Consider the following 13629-nt stretch of genomic DNA (forward strand, 5'->3'; position numbering starts at 1 on the left):
ACAGGACGGCGGCTGGCGCGGGTGGCGGCGCTTCAAGGTTGGCGCGAAGGACAGCGAAACCTCCGAGATCGCGTCCTTCACGCTCTATCCCGTGGATGGGTTGCCTGTTCTCAAGCATCGCCCCGGTCAGTATCTGAGCTTCCGCTTTGCTCCTGCGGAAGGCGAGGAATATCGGCGCAACTACTCGATCTCCTCGGCACCGGATGGTCAGTCCTACCGCATCACCGTCAAGCGCGAGCCCGGCGGACGGATCTCCAACTGGCTGCATGATGCGGTCGAGGTCGGCGCCGAGTTCGACGTGGCCGCGCCCGCTGGCGAGTTCTTCCTCGATCCCGCAGACAAGCGAGAGGTGGTTCTCTTGTCGGGCGGCGTTGGCCTCACTCCGATGATTTCGATGCTGGAGAGCTGCGGCGGCGGCGATCTGCGGATGGTCTATGTCCACGCGACGCGGAATGGCCGGTCCCATGCGCTTGCCGCGACCTCCCGCGCGAAGGCACATGAGAGTCACGTCTTCTACGAGGTGCCGGAAGAGAGTGATATCGCGAATGGTGTCCATACCGGCCGCGTCGATCCGAACTGGCTCGTGCAGATCAGCGATCCCGCCAAGGCGGACTACTTCATCTGCGGCCCGACAGGCTTCATGCAGGCGATGGTTTCCGGTCTGAAGGCAGCAAACGTTCCGGACGCTCGCATCCACTATGAGTTCTTCGGTCCGGCAGCCGCCCAGATCGGTTGAGACCCTTGGCCCGGCGCTCTATCCGCCGAGCGCCCGGGGTTCAAGAAGTAGTCGCCCCATAATTGCGCTCGCGGAGGTTCAGTTGGGTGACACCGCAACGCGCAAACCGCCTTCGGGCAGCGGCGGGAACTGGTTTTCGGGAAGCGACAGGTTCTGTTCCGGCAAAGTCCAGTCGAGCTTGCGCAATTGCATCACCGCTTCGGTTAGCAACTCGGTCGTGAGCCACTCGCCGGGACAACGGTGATTTTGTAGGTAGTCGCCCCCACCTTGCGGCACGAGCCCCTCGGGTTGGCGGTCGCGCCCCAAATGGCGTTCGGGACAGAAGCTTTCCGCGTCATCCCACGTCTTAGGATCGTGATTAGTGCCGTAGAGGTCGAGCACCAGCCAGTCGCCGGGCTCGAACCTCGCGCCGTGCCAGTCGAACGCTTCGCGCACGCGTCCGCCGATCGCCGGGAAGAACGGATAAAGCCTACGAACCTCTTCGGCGATCGCGCGACTGATGTGTTCGTCGTCTTCCGTCATAGCGTGGATGGCTGCGCGCTGGACATGCAGGGCGTGGGCGGCAAAGACGACGTAGCGTCCGACTGCCACGATCGGGCGCAGGATGTTCAGGAGTTCTTTCGCGGCCACATCCTCGTTCATGCGGCGGCCATCGAGATCCGTGTGGAAGGCAAGCTTGCCCAAGGTGCTTCCGGCGGGTCCGTCCACTTCTCGGGTCTCAGCAATGAGACTTCGCGCCCAACGCTCACATCGAGCTCGGAGCCAGCGTGCCTGCAGATAGGCGGGGCCGAGCGCACCGGCTTCGGCGAACATCGTGCTGAGTTCACGCGAGCGGCTCGCAACGTCATGTTGTCCCGGGTCGATGCCGCACCAGCGAAGCGCGGTGCGTGTCATGATGCCGTCGACAGCATCGGAGAGGTCGATCTCGCGGCCTCGCCAACTGCCCGCCGCCGCCTGCCATTCCTCTGCGAAAATCTGGCGGGCCTGCTGCAGCCGCACGGGGGCCATGAGATCGAGAAACATTTTCTTGCGGACCTGATGCTCTGCGCCGTCCAGGCTTTGCACGCTGCCCTTGCCCTGTAGAAGCGGCACTACGGTCGGTGGCATCGCTCCGCGGCGCGTCATGCGGCCCGCCCGATAGAAGCCGCGAACCGCATCCGGTCCGCGAAGAAATGTGACCGGGCGTAGCATTAGGCGGGTTCGGAACGCATCGCTTCCAAGCTCGTCGCATCTGCGCGAAATGAATGGATAGCCCTCGCTGAGAAAGGCGCGGGTGCTGTCGATCCCCGGCAGGTGGGGAATGGTTTGGGAATGATGCATCTGCCTTCCCTCGCTGTGGTTGAATTTGTCACGGACGCACCAAACTGAGCTGTAGCAGTGCTGCGCAACGCAGGGCAGGGCGGTTTGGGGCGTCTGTCGCTCGGTGTCGTATTCATCGCTCACACTCAGTCCGTGTCTATAAATCACTGCTGCGGTGGTGACGGCGTGCGAGTGTCGCGATCTGCTGGAACTCTTGGGCGATGCTTAATGGGAGCGTATCGACCGCGTCAGGAACGGCACCGGGATCTTCCTGCCCGTCGCGCATCACTTCACGCTCGTTGATCCAGGAAAGAAGGGTTTCGCGTGCTTCTGGGGGCATTTCCGCCATCATTCGCGCCAAAAGGCGCCGCTGCGCAATCAGCCGGGCCTCCAAAGTGATCAATGTGTCTTCGAGATAAGTGTTGGGCATGTCATCGCTCTCTGCGCAGGAGCCGGCGGCTCGATACCGGAGCCTCGCTGCTGAGGTCAGTAATTCGCGGGCGGGTCGCTCGCCGGGAAGCTCTCGTCCATTTCTTCATCCACCTGATCCCATTGCCGCGGCGGATTGCGCATCTGTGAAGGGCCTGCTGGTCGGACCTCCGAAGAGGACGCGTGGCGCCGCTGGTTGATGAGATACCCCAAGGCGCCAAGGGCTGAGGCGGCAAAAAGCAGTCTGGTCAACATGATGGGCCTCCTTTGGTCAAAGTCAGCCCTCGCGTGAGACCCGTGCGGTGCTGCACGCGAGGGTCGTCATGCATATTGAAGAAACAACTCGCACCAGGCATTGTTCCATATCGAGGTGCATCGTGATCGCGTTGAGTTCGGCCTGTGCAGGAACAAGCGAGACATTCACCCGTTGAACTCTTCCACAGGCATGGAGGTAATCATGACTGAGAAGGGCGATGAAAAAGATGTCCGCGTGGTGCGCTCGGATCTTGCCGAGCCAAGCCGACCGGAAGGCTATCACGGGGTCGAGCAACCGATCATGCCCGAACCGCCAGAACAACCCGATCGCGTGATGCCCGATGAGGAGCTTTCGCCTGCGGTAAAGGGCGCGCTCGAAAGCGATGGGCGGATCGACATGAGCCAAGTTCTGATTGTCGTGGACGAAGGGGTAGTGACTCTCAAGGGCACGATCGGGTTGGAGTTCCAGCGGACACTCGCTGAGGCGCTCGCGCAGGAAGTGCGTGGTGTTCTCCTTGTCCAAAATCAGATCGAAGTCATTCCGGCTTGAAGCTAACCAAGTCTGACTTCCGAAATTCTGCGGGAGAAAACCGCGCGGGCCGCCGCTAATGTCTGACGGCCCGCGCGTTTGATTAGATCATCGGCATCCCGCCAGTGACGGCCACGGTCGCGCCGGACGTGTAGCTCGAGCGCGGATCGGCGAGCATGACATATGCGGACGCCAGTTCGGCAGGTTGCGCGGGGCGGCCCATCGGCTTGTCTTCCCCGAAATGCGCGACCGAGTCCTCCGGTAGGGTCGAGGGGATCAGCGGCGTCCAAACCGGCCCTGGCGCTACGCAGTTTACCCGTATCTCACGCGGGGCCAGCATCTGGGCAAGCCCCGTGGTGAAGTTCTGAATCGCGCCCTTTGTCGCCGCATAGGCGAGAAGGCCCGGGTTCGGTTTGTCCGAGTTGATCGAGGCCGTGTTGATGATCGCGCCATTTTTCTCCATCACCGGGACAGCGGCCTTGCACAGGTAGAACATCGAATGGATGTTCGTGCGGAAGGTCGTATCCCATTCCTCGTCGGAAATGTCCTCGATCTCGTCGAAATGCATCTGGTGCGCCGCGTTGTTGACGAGAATGTCGAAACGGCCGAAGGCTTCATGCGTGTCGCGGACCAGCGCGCGGCAATGGTCGGCGTTCTGAATGTCGCCCGGCATCACGTAGGCGCGTCGGCCCGCCTCTTCGACAAGTCGGCGGGTTTCTTCGGCCTCGTCGTTTTCTTCGAGATAGGAAATCATCACGTCGGCCCCCTCGCGCGCATAGGCCAGCGCTACGGCGCGACCGATGCCGCTGTCCGCGCCGGTCACGAGGGCGGCCATGCCCTCGAGCCTGCCCGACCCGACATAGCTCTGCTCGCCATGATCGGGGCGCGGTTCCATCTTCTCGGTCGAACCGGGAAGGGACTGCGGTTGCTTCGGGAAGGGAGGTTTGGGGTAATTCATAACCGGCTCCTTTCTGGGTGGGTCTGAACGGACCAACCGGATGCGCGCCGCAATGTTCCTGCGTTTCTTTTACTGGGGCCTCCTCACAGGCTCTTGTCGGAACACTGAGCGAAACAAGCCCGTTTCCTTTTCCTATTCACCCCGAACTGTGGAGGAACTCTTCATGTCCGACACCGTTGCCGATTTCATTCTTACTCGCCTCAAGCAATGGGGCATCACCCGCATCTATGGCTTCCCCGGAGACGGAATCAGCGGCCTCGTCGCAGCGCTCGGACGCGATGACGAGATCGAATTCGTTCAGGCACGTCACGAGGAAAGCGCCGCGTTTATGGCAGCAGCGCATGCGAAATGGACCGGCGAGGTGGGCTGCTGTCTCGCGACCTCCGGCCCCGGCGCGATCCATCTGCTCAATGGGCTCTACGACGCTAAGCTAGACCACCAGCCGGTGCTTGCGATCGTCGGTCAGCAGGGACGCAACGCGCTTGGCGGCAATTACCAGCAGGAGGTCGACCTACAATCGCTTTTCAAGGACGTGGCGAGCGAATATGTCCACACGATGATGGCGCCGGGGCAAGCGCGCCACCTGATCGACCGGGCGCTCCGGATCGCACAGGCGCGGCGCAGCGTGACCTGCGTGATCGCTCCTAATGACGTGCAGGAGGCCGCGGCGGTCGAAGCGCCGCCCCATGCCCACGGCACTGTCCACAGTGGCGTTGGCTATCAGGCGCCGCGCCTGCTTCCGGCGGACAAGGACCTCGCTGCCGCGGCGGATATTCTGAACGCGGGCGAAAAGGTCGGCGTCCTCGTTGGCGCAGGTGCGATCGGCGCCGAGACACAGATCACCCAGCTTGCCGAAACGCTCGGCGCGGGCGTTGCGAAGGCACTTCTGGGCAAGGCCGCACTGCCCGACGATCTGCCATTCGTGACCGGCTCGATCGGGCTTCTGGGCACGCAGGCTTCTGACTGGATGATGCGTGAATGCGACACGCTTCTGATGATCGCCTCGCGCTTCCCCTATTCGGAATTCCTCCCCAAGGAAGGGCAGGTCAAGGCGGTGCAGATCGACCTCGATCCGACGATGGTGTCGATGCGCTATCCGATGGACGTGAACCTCGTGGGCGATGCAGCCGACACGGTGGAGGCCTTGTTGCCGCGTCTCAAGCCCAAGACCGACCGGTCGTGGCGCGAGACGATCGAGAAGAAGACTGCCGAATGGTGGGAGGGCGTCGAGCAGCGCGCCAAGGAAAGCGCCGATCCCGTCAATCCTGAGCGGTTGTTCTGGGAGGCGTCCTCGCGGCTGCCCGATAAGGCGATCCTGTCGGCGGATTCGGGCAGCTCGGCCAACTGGCTGGCGCGTGCGATTAAAATCCGCCGGGGGATGAAGGCGTCGCTGTCGGGGACGCTGGCGACGATGTGCCCGGGCCTGCCTTATGCAGTGGCCGCGAAATTCTGCTATCCTGATCGCGCAGCGGTGGCCTTCGTGGGCGACGGCGCGATGCAGATGCTCGGCATCACCGACCTGATCACCGTCTCGAAATACTGGCGCAACTGGGCCGACCCGCGGCTGGTGATCTGTGTGCTGGCCAATCAGGACCTCAACCAAGTGACCTGGGAGCTGCGCGCTATGGCCGACAGCCCGCGTGTCGACAAGACGCAGGACGTGCCCGATATCGACATGGCCGCCTATGCGGAGCTTCTGGGTCTCAAGGGGCTGCGGATCGACCGCACCGAGGAGATTGGCCCGGCCTGGGAGGTCGCCTTCGCGGCGGATCGCCCGACCGTGATTCACGCCACTGTCGATCCGGACGTGCCGACGCTGCCGCCCCATATCACGATGGATCAGGCCAAGTCCTTCATGAGCGCGCTCGTCCACGGTGACTCCGAAACGGCTGGCATCGTGAAGCAGACGATCAAGCGCGTCACGGACCGCTGAGATGACCCTCGGCTCCGATCCGCTGATCGAGGCGGTCGACGTCTCCGCCCTGACGATCCCGACCGATGCGCCGGAAGCCGACGGGACGCTGGAATGGAGCGAGACCTCGATGGTTCTCGTCTCCATTTCCGCCGGGGGTGAGACCGGCCTTGGCTACAGCTACACGACCCCCGCGACGGCTGGGATCGTGCGCGACATTCTCGTTCCACAGGTGAAAGGGCGCAACGCGCTCGACATCGCGAAGCTCTGGCTGGCGATGGTGCATGCCACGCGAAATATCGGGCGCGATGGTCCTGTCGCGATGGCGATCGCGGCGGCGGACACGGCTCTTTGGGACCTCAAGGGTAAGCTGCTGCGCCAGCCCGTCGCGGGCCTTCTGGGCCGCGCGCGCGATACGATCCCGGCCTATGGTTCGGGCGGTTTCACCTCCTATGACGACCGGCAGCTGCGCAGCCAACTCGAGGGCTGGGCCTCCGAGGGCTTCTCGATGGTGAAGATCAAGGTCGGGCGAGACGCCGAGCGCGATCCCCACCGGCTAAAACAGGCGCGCAACGCCATCGGCCCCGATTGTCGGTTGTTCATGGATGCGAATGGCGCCCAGAACCGCAAGGAGGCGCTGGCGCTGGCAGAGCGCGCCCGCGACTACGGCGTGGAATGGCACGAGGAGCCCGTCTCCTCGGATGACCTCGAAGGGCTGCGCCTTTGCCGCGACCGAGCGCCGGCCGGGATGAATGTCACGGCGGGCGAATACGGTTTCAATATCGGCTACTTCCGCGACATGCTCGAAGCGGGCGCGGTGGACGTGCTGCAGGCGGATGCGACGCGCTGCGCGGGCATCACGGGCTTCATGGGCGTGGCCGCGCTCAGCGCCGCGCATCAGGTGCCGCTGTCTGCCCATTGCGCCCCCGCGCTGCATCTGCACGCGTGCCTCGCCGCGCTGCCCGCGATCCACCTCGAATGGTTTCACGACCATGTCCGGATCGAGGGGATGCTCTTCGACGGCGCGCCCGAGCCTGAGAACGGCCAGTTGCGCGACAATGGCGAACCGGGCTTCGGGCTGCGGCTGCGCCTGCGGGAGGCAGAGCGGTTCCGACAGGCCTAAGCACAGATCCCGGCGCATGGTCTCACGCTGGGACGAGAAAGGTTTCGGCAGGAGGAAAGGGAACACGCAATGACCCATGACAGGATATATGACACGTTCCGACGCCGCACCCGGCGCCCCGTCGGCGGCATCGGGCTGGGCGCCATCGTCGCGGGCGTGGGCCTCGGTTTCGTCGCCGCCGGGCTGGCCGCGCGCCGCCCACGCTCCGCCAATCCGGTTAAGCGGTCGCGCAACAAGCGCGAGGCGCTGCGGCTCGGTCGGGACGGGGCCGCAATCATGGGTGCCAGCGTCCTCTTCGACAGCGCGCTGGAACATCTGCGGGGCGATTTCCGCCGCGACGAGATGTATGTGGCCCCCCTGACAGGGGCGACCGCGATGGCCGCCGCCTTGGCCGAACCCCGGCGCAGAAAGCGTGGCCGCGTGCTTGAGGTGACGCATCTCTCTTCCGTCGGGATCGGGATTGCCGGCATGGGGTTTCACCTGCGCAACATCAGCCGCCGGCCCGGCGGGATTTCGTGGAATAACCTGTTCTACGCCGCGCCGCTCGGGGCACCGGGGGCATTGATCATGAGCGGTCTGTTCGGGATGGTGACCCATCGGATGGCCCAGGCCGAGGGCTACGAGCATCTGCACGGGCGCGAACTGGCCTGCCTCACCGCGCTCGCGCTCGTGGCGGAATCCGGCGAGGTCGCGTTGCTGCATTTCCGCGGCGCGTTCCATGACAAGGCGATGTATCTGCCGGTCACGCTGCCGCCGCTTGCCGCTGCCGGGCTGATGGCGCAGGCGATCTATCCGCATCGGCATTTCCGGCGCCCGCTTACCCTGCTGCTGCGTGCGGTCGAGGGGCTTGGCTATGTCGGCACCGGCTTTCACGCCCTCGGAGTCGCGCGCAATTCGGCGGGCTGGCGCAACTGGCGGCAGACGACGCTGGCGGGGCCGCCGATGCCCGCGCCGATCAGCTTCGCGGGGCTCGGCAAGACCGGGCGCGCGGCGCTTGATCTGCTCGCGGTGGGGGAGGATCAACCGCGCCAGAACAAGGAAAGGGCGGCGATATGAGCCAACCGTTCCGCACCCCGTATCCCGGCTATGACGTGCTCGACAAATGGGACAGCCCGTCCTTCGACGATCAGACACGCGAGGTTCTGCGCGCGCGGCGTGATCCGCCGCCGCGCCGCTTTCTTGACCCGAACCAGTTCGCGCTTTTGGAGGCGCTCTGCGCGGTGGTGATCCCGCAGCGCCGCCCCGAGCCCGTGCCCATCGCGCCCTTCATCGATGCTGCCCTGCACGCAGGTCGTGGCACCGGCACGCGGTTCGCCACGATGCCGCCCGAGCGCGACGCATGGCTGCGCGGGCTTGAGGCGATCGACGCCGAGGCGCGCGCAGCGTTCGACGGACGCGGATTTTGCGAGCTCGTCCGGCCCAAGCAGGCGCGCCTGCTGCGCTCCATCGATCGCGGCGACTGTCGCGCGCCCGAGGCGTGGCAGGAGATGCCGCCGCAGAAATTCTTCCGCGCGCTTCTGCTCAAGCAGATCGTGCAAATCTATTACAGCGCTCCTGCCGCGATGAGCGAGATCGGCTATGGCGGCCCGGCATCGCCACGCGGCTATGTCCGGCTCAAAGTCGGCCAGATCGACCCTTGGGAGGCGCCCTTCGGAACATGGGAGGATCAGGCATGACACAAGACGCGCCCCGCAATGATCGCCCCCGCGCGGTGAATGGCCACGCCCCGGATGTCTTCAAGCGCGAAGGACAGGTGCCGATGCGCGAATACCCTAAGAACGCGCCGGTCGATTTCGTGATCGTCGGTGCGGGCTGCGGCGGATCGGTTCTCGCCGCCAAGCTCGCCGAGGCCGGAATGTCGGTGGTGCTGTTCGACGCCGGTCCCTTCTTCCAGCCCAGGCGAGACTTCGCGTCCGACGAGCGCGAGCAGGAGAAGCTCTACTGGCTCGACCCGCGGATCTCGGATGGCGACGATCCGATCGAGTTGGGCGCAAACAATTCCGGGCGCGCGGTCGGCGGATCCTCAGTGCATTTCCAGATGGTGTCGCTGCGCTTCCGCCCCGAATGGTTTAAGGCCCGCTCGAAGCTGGGCTACGGTCGCGACTGGCCGGTCGATTGGCGCGAGATGTGGCGCTACTATGACGAGGTCGAGGAGGCGCTGAAGATCTCTGGGCCGATCCGCTACCCGTGGGGGCCCGATCGCGGGCGCTATCCCTATCGCGAGCATGAGGTAAACGAAGCCGGTCTGGTGTTGGCGCGCGGGGCAGAGGCGCTTGGCGTCGACTGGGCGCCGACTCCGCTTTGCACCGTCTCCGCACCGAGCGGGAAATCGCCGCCCTGCGCCTATCGCGGCATGTGCAAGATCGGCTGCTCGATCAACGCCAAGCAGAGCATGCTGATTACCTATGTTCCGCGCGCGATCAAGGCGGGCGCCGAGGTGCGAGATCTGGCGATGGTGGGGCGGATCGAAACCGGTGCAGACGGGCGCGCGACCGGGGTGAGCTACTATCGCGATGGGAAGTGGCGCTTCCAGAAGGCTGAGAATGTGGTAGCGGCAGGCTATTCGATCGAAACACCGCGCTTGTTGCTCAACTCGTCGACTGCTCAGCATCCCCAGGGTCTCGGCAATGCAGACGGACTCGTGGGGCGCAATCTCATGGTGCATGCGAACGACGCCGTATGGGGCGAGTTCGACGAGGAAATTCGTTGGTATAAGGGGCCCCCATCGATGGCGACCTGTGAGCATTGGAATTATGCCGACGACGACCCGAGCAAAAATTTCGATGGTGGTTATTCCTTCATGAGCCAGGGACCGTTGCCCGGAGATTTCGCCGGGACTTTGACTTCATCTACGGGAATGTTCGGGGATGACCTGCTCGAAGCCATGGGGCGTTACAATCGGATGGCCGGGCTGAAGATGGTCGGAGAGTCGATGCCACAGGTCGACAATCGCGTGACCTTGGCTGACGAGACGGATGAACTTGGGCTCCCACGAGCCAAGGTCACGCATTCTTTTTGCGACAATGACAGGCGTCTGCAGGGACATGGGAGGAAATTCATGTCACGAATGATGCGTGCTGCAGGTGGCAAAAATCTGTTTGAAACGCAGAGCACTGCACACTTGATGGGTGGCTGCCCGATGGGTGACGATCCCGAGACCTCGGTCACCGACGATATGGGGCGCGTGTGGAATGTCGATAATCTCTGGATTTGCGATGGTTCACTCATGCCCACAGGTGGCGGTGTCAACCCGGCGATGACGATCCTCGCCAACGCCGCGCGGATCGCGGACAGGATTATTGATGCGCGCTTCGACTGACTATCTGGCGCATAGGGGGCCGCAGTCGGCTGCAATGGAAAAAGGGAGTGGCGAGGAAATCATGAAGATCAAAGTTGAATATTCAGGTGGGTTGCGAGCGGACAAGAATGTGGACCAACTGCCGAAGGTTGATGACCCTTTCGAGGGAGAGTTCGTAGAAAACGTCACCAGATATTCGCCGGTAAAGGTCGGATATGCGGCCTATGTTCGCCTCAAAAAGGAACGCGGAACGACCTCTGAATGAAGAAATGCGGGTCGATCCGTCTCAATGCTGGTGAGGCTCAAAACAGCATTTTTGTAGGACTAGAAGACATTCAGCGTCTCAGTCGTCATTGGGCTGGGCGTCGAGAATGTCGAACAAACGATTCACCAAGTTTCCCTGCTGCAATAACATGGTTCTCAGCCCCGGAAACCGCGCCCGAGCCGCGCGCGCATGGCGATCGCACGGCTCGGCATCGACATATGCTCATGTTTCGGGTCGCTGGCTTCGCGGTTTGCGGCGCAGATCCGTTACTGGCTCGCCTCCTCGGCGGAGAGAGGATCTGCCACGTCCTCCAAGGACTCCTGTTCGGCATCGATCCCGATGACCGCTTCAGTGACGGCGGCCACTGTCATCAGCGCACCGGCGAAGAGGTAGCCGTAGAACACGTTCCAAGCGGAGCCAGTGTCGATCAGCATGCCGAAGATCCAAGGCGAAACGATGCCGCCAGCCGCCGTGCCGATCGAATAGAAGATCGCAATCGCGAGCGCACGCGTCTCGAGCGGGAACACCTCGCTCACCGTCAGATAGGCGGAACTTGCAGCCGCCGAGGCGAAGAAGAAGATCACTGACCAGAGCGCCGTGAGCGTAATGGCGGTCAGGTAGCCTTGGGCGAACATGTAACCGGTAGCCATCAGGATGGCTGCGGACAGGCCGTAGCTGAGCGAGATCATCACCCGGCGGCCGATCTTGTCGAACAGTCGACCCAGAACAATCACGCCAAGAAAGTTGCCGATGGCGAAAGGCACAAGATAGAGTCCGGTGCTCTTTGAGGGGACGTCGAAGAAGTTCGACAGAACGAGCGCGTAGGTAAAGAAGATCGCGTTGTAGAGAAACGCCTGCGAACTCATCAGGACGAGGCCGAGCAACGCCCGTTTCCGGTGCGTCGAGAACATCGCCTTGACAATTTTTATCAGAGAGAACGATTTCTGCGGCCGGATCTTGATCTTGTCGTCGTCCGGCACCTTCGAGAGCTCTTCGCCGGTTTGCTCGCTCGTGCGCTTCTCGATGTCGCTCACGATATCTTCGGCCTCGTCCAGCCGATCATGCGTGGCGAGCCAGCGCGGGCTCTCGGGAAGATGGCGGCGCATGTAGAGGATGATGCCGCCAAGCACAGCCCCGATGCCGAAACCGAGACGCCAGCCCATATCGACCGGGAGATAGTCTGGGTTTAGCAGCACGATTGTCGATAGCGCGCCGAGCGCGGCACCGAGCCAGTAGGACCCATTCACGCCAAGCGCGACCTGACCGCGCACGCGGGCAGGGATCATCTCGTCGATCGTCGAATTGATCGCGGCATATTCGCCGCCAATGCCAAGACCGGTGATGAACCGGAAAGCCACGAAGCTCCATAGGTTCCAGGAGAAGGCTGTCAGGAGTGCGCCGACGAGATAGACGGCGAGCGTGATGAAGAAAAACATCTTACGCCCGAAACGATCCGTGAGATAGCCGAACAAGAGCGCGCCAAGAACCGCCCCGGTGATGTAGAAGGACGCGATCATCCCGATCTGCGAACTCGTGAAGCCGAGGCTCTCGGGTTCTTGAAGGACGCTGGAGACGGCCCCCTTGAGGGTGACTTCGAGGCCGTCGAGAATCCAGGTGACGCCGAGGGCGACGATGATCGTCAGGTGGAATCGAGACCACGGCAATCGATCCATACGGGCGGGAATGTCTGTTTGAACCGTTTGCCCTGTTGCGCCAGCCATGACAGCCTCCTCTCAGATCAAATTTTCCTCGGTCAATTGCTTTTGACCACAACGCGAGCTGATCAGGGATGTTCCTGTGCAGGGGGCAGGTTTTCTGGGCTGCAATCATTGAGTTGCCAGAGAAGGGCAAACGTAAGGGGCGCTCACCGCAGCGGAGAAATCCCGCAAAAGCAGAGTCAAACTTTTGACGATCCTACCGAAATTAGACGATGCCGGAAGCGTCTCGAGGTCACGCGGGATCATTGTGATGCCGATCTAGCGGATAATGCGTTTTTTAAGTATTTGTCCAATCTTTGACTATCAAATCGCAATCGCGGCGACGGACCCTCCATCCACACGGTAGTTGGCGCCGACGACGAAACTGGCCTGTTCGGAACAAAGGAAGGCGATGGCTGCGGCTACTTCCTCCGGTCTTCCACGCCGCTCCAGCGCCAGCCAGGGACGTTCCGACTTCAGGAAGCTCTGGACGGCCTCATCACGGCTGACACCCTCCGCCTCAGCTTTCTGGGTCATCATCCCGTCGGTCATGGGGGTCTCGATAAAGGCGGGGGAGACGCAATTGACCAGCACGCCCCGGCGCGCGGCCACCCCGCTCAGCCCCTTGGCGAAATTCAGAAGGGCCGCTTTGGCGACATTATAGACGGCCTCGTTTTCATAAGGCTGCGCCGCATTCTCGGAGCATAGGATTACGACCCGACCCCAGCCACGGTTTTCCATCGTCGGCTCGAAGGCGCGCACGGTGCGGACGACCGACATGAAATCGCTCTCCCACGCGTCATGCCAGTCACTGTCCGTCATCTCTAGCGGGTGCCCCTTGGCGCCGGTGACACCGGCCGCGCAGACAAGGATGTCCGGCATGGTGAAGCGCTCCTGCGTGGTTGCTGCGAGACCCTTGATCTGGTTCGGATCGCGCAGATCGGCCTGAAGGGCACAGGTGCCGCGGCCGAGCTCCTTGGCGGCGCGGGACACCTCGTCGCCCTTGAGATCCACGAGGATAACCTGCGCGCCCTCGGCCAGCAGCGTTCTGGCGGCGGCCTTGCCGATACCCGAGGCACCGCCCGTGACCAGGGCGGTTTTGCCGTGAAGTCCATAATCCATCGTCGT

General features: G+C 62.9%; 14 protein-coding genes. 8 read left to right on the forward strand and 6 right to left on the reverse strand.

The genetic code is table 11. The features are described from left to right. Window positions 1-736 (forward strand): FAD-binding oxidoreductase (locus tag F8R15_RS15895; RefSeq protein ID WP_253732686.1); only part of this gene is annotated, 736 nt, incomplete at its 5' end. A gap of 78 nt (window positions 737-814) precedes the next feature. On the opposite strand, the gene F8R15_RS22055 is transcribed toward F8R15_RS15895, so the two are convergent. Genes F8R15_RS22055 through F8R15_RS15910 form a run of 3 tightly spaced genes read right to left on the reverse strand, consistent with a single transcriptional unit; the run spans window position 815 to window position 2719 of the window. Further along, the gene (locus tag F8R15_RS22055; RefSeq protein ID WP_152845253.1) at window positions 815-2179 is read right to left on the reverse strand and encodes a cytochrome P450; all 1365 of its coding nucleotides are present in this window, start codon (window positions 2177-2179) and stop codon (window positions 815-817) included. 13 nt (window positions 2180-2192) lie between these two features. Continuing rightward, window positions 2193-2465, reverse strand: coding sequence for a hypothetical protein (locus F8R15_RS15905; protein ID WP_152845254.1), 273 nt, complete (start codon window positions 2463-2465; stop codon window positions 2193-2195). 56 nt (window positions 2466-2521) lie between these two features. Further along, on the reverse strand, window positions 2522-2719 hold the full coding sequence (locus tag F8R15_RS15910) for a hypothetical protein (RefSeq protein WP_098411372.1): 198 nt from the start codon (window positions 2717-2719) through the stop codon (window positions 2522-2524). A gap of 202 nt (window positions 2720-2921) precedes the next feature. Here F8R15_RS15910 and F8R15_RS15915 point away from each other — a divergent pair, with 202 nt between their 5' ends. After that, window positions 2922-3269, forward strand: coding sequence for a BON domain-containing protein (locus F8R15_RS15915; protein ID WP_166741314.1), 348 nt, complete (start codon window positions 2922-2924; stop codon window positions 3267-3269). An 82-nt stretch (window positions 3270-3351) separates the two neighbouring features. Here F8R15_RS15915 and F8R15_RS15920 read toward each other — a convergent pair whose 3' ends face one another. Beyond that, entirely contained in the window at window positions 3352-4206 is an 855-nt protein-coding gene (locus F8R15_RS15920) for an SDR family oxidoreductase (RefSeq protein WP_152845255.1), read from the reverse strand. 163 nt (window positions 4207-4369) lie between these two features. On the opposite strand from F8R15_RS15920, the gene F8R15_RS15925 reads away from it, so the two are divergent. The 6 genes from F8R15_RS15925 (at window position 4370) to F8R15_RS15950 (ending at window position 10804) form a co-directional block, all read left to right on the forward strand. Next, window positions 4370-6139, forward strand: coding sequence for a thiamine pyrophosphate-requiring protein (locus tag F8R15_RS15925; protein ID WP_152845256.1), 1770 nt, complete (start codon window positions 4370-4372; stop codon window positions 6137-6139). A gap of 1 nt (window position 6140) precedes the next feature. Then, complete coding sequence (locus F8R15_RS15930) at window positions 6141-7241, forward strand: enolase C-terminal domain-like protein (protein ID WP_098411368.1); 1101 nt, start codon at window positions 6141-6143, stop codon at window positions 7239-7241. Window positions 7242-7310: 69 nt separating this feature from the next. Beyond that, entirely contained in the window at window positions 7311-8297 is a 987-nt protein-coding gene (locus F8R15_RS15935; protein ID WP_152845257.1) for a hypothetical protein, read from the forward strand. After that, the gene (locus tag F8R15_RS15940) at window positions 8294-8917 is read left to right on the forward strand and encodes a gluconate 2-dehydrogenase subunit 3 family protein (protein WP_098411366.1); all 624 of its coding nucleotides are present in this window, start codon (window positions 8294-8296) and stop codon (window positions 8915-8917) included. The genes F8R15_RS15935 and F8R15_RS15940 overlap by 4 nt, the downstream gene beginning before the upstream one ends. An 83-nt stretch (window positions 8918-9000) precedes the next feature. Next, complete coding sequence (locus tag F8R15_RS15945) at window positions 9001-10560, forward strand: GMC family oxidoreductase (RefSeq protein ID WP_253732701.1); 1560 nt, start codon at window positions 9001-9003, stop codon at window positions 10558-10560. A 61-nt stretch (window positions 10561-10621) separates the two neighbouring features. Then, window positions 10622-10804, forward strand: coding sequence for a hypothetical protein (locus F8R15_RS15950; RefSeq protein WP_078522903.1), 183 nt, complete (start codon window positions 10622-10624; stop codon window positions 10802-10804). A gap of 266 nt (window positions 10805-11070) precedes the next feature. Here the strand turns inward: F8R15_RS15950 and F8R15_RS15955 are convergent, their stop codons facing one another. Continuing rightward, a complete protein-coding gene (locus F8R15_RS15955; RefSeq protein ID WP_098411363.1) occupies window positions 11071-12525 on the reverse strand; it encodes an MFS transporter in 1455 nt (484 codons plus the stop codon). 300 nt (window positions 12526-12825) lie between these two features. Next, window positions 12826-13623, reverse strand: coding sequence for an SDR family NAD(P)-dependent oxidoreductase (locus F8R15_RS15960; protein WP_098411362.1), 798 nt, complete (start codon window positions 13621-13623; stop codon window positions 12826-12828). Between the last annotated feature and the right edge of the window lie 6 nt (window positions 13624-13629).

The organism is Thioclava sp. JE_KL1 (assembly GCF_009296265.1).
In the GTDB taxonomy this organism is placed as follows: Bacteria; Pseudomonadota; Alphaproteobacteria; order Rhodobacterales; family Rhodobacteraceae; genus Thioclava.

What these genes read in the sequence shown, in the direction of transcription:
- F8R15_RS15905 (WP_152845254.1), bottom strand. Translation starts at nt 2,465, where the DNA reads ATGCCCAACACTTATCTCGAAGACACATTGATCACTTTGGAGGCCCGG.
- F8R15_RS15910 (WP_098411372.1), bottom strand. Translation starts at nt 2,719, where the DNA reads ATGTTGACCAGACTGCTTTTTGCCGCCTCAGCCCTTGGCGCCTTGGGG.
- F8R15_RS15915 (WP_166741314.1), top strand. Translation starts at nt 2,922, where the DNA reads ATGACTGAGAAGGGCGATGAAAAAGATGTCCGCGTGGTGCGCTCGGAT.
- F8R15_RS15920 (WP_152845255.1), bottom strand. Translation starts at nt 4,206, where the DNA reads ATGAATTACCCCAAACCTCCCTTCCCGAAGCAACCGCAGTCCCTTCCC.
- F8R15_RS15925 (WP_152845256.1), top strand. Translation starts at nt 4,370, where the DNA reads ATGTCCGACACCGTTGCCGATTTCATTCTTACTCGCCTCAAGCAATGG.
- F8R15_RS15930 (WP_098411368.1), top strand. Translation starts at nt 6,141, where the DNA reads ATGACCCTCGGCTCCGATCCGCTGATCGAGGCGGTCGACGTCTCCGCC.
- F8R15_RS15935 (WP_152845257.1), top strand. Translation starts at nt 7,311, where the DNA reads ATGACCCATGACAGGATATATGACACGTTCCGACGCCGCACCCGGCGC.
- F8R15_RS15940 (WP_098411366.1), top strand. Translation starts at nt 8,294, where the DNA reads ATGAGCCAACCGTTCCGCACCCCGTATCCCGGCTATGACGTGCTCGAC.
- F8R15_RS15945 (WP_253732701.1), top strand. Translation starts at nt 9,001, where the DNA reads ATGCGCGAATACCCTAAGAACGCGCCGGTCGATTTCGTGATCGTCGGT.
- F8R15_RS15950 (WP_078522903.1), top strand. Translation starts at nt 10,622, where the DNA reads ATGAAGATCAAAGTTGAATATTCAGGTGGGTTGCGAGCGGACAAGAAT.
- F8R15_RS15955 (WP_098411363.1), bottom strand. Translation starts at nt 12,525, where the DNA reads ATGGCTGGCGCAACAGGGCAAACGGTTCAAACAGACATTCCCGCCCGT.
- F8R15_RS15960 (WP_098411362.1), bottom strand. Translation starts at nt 13,623, where the DNA reads ATGGATTATGGACTTCACGGCAAAACCGCCCTGGTCACGGGCGGTGCC.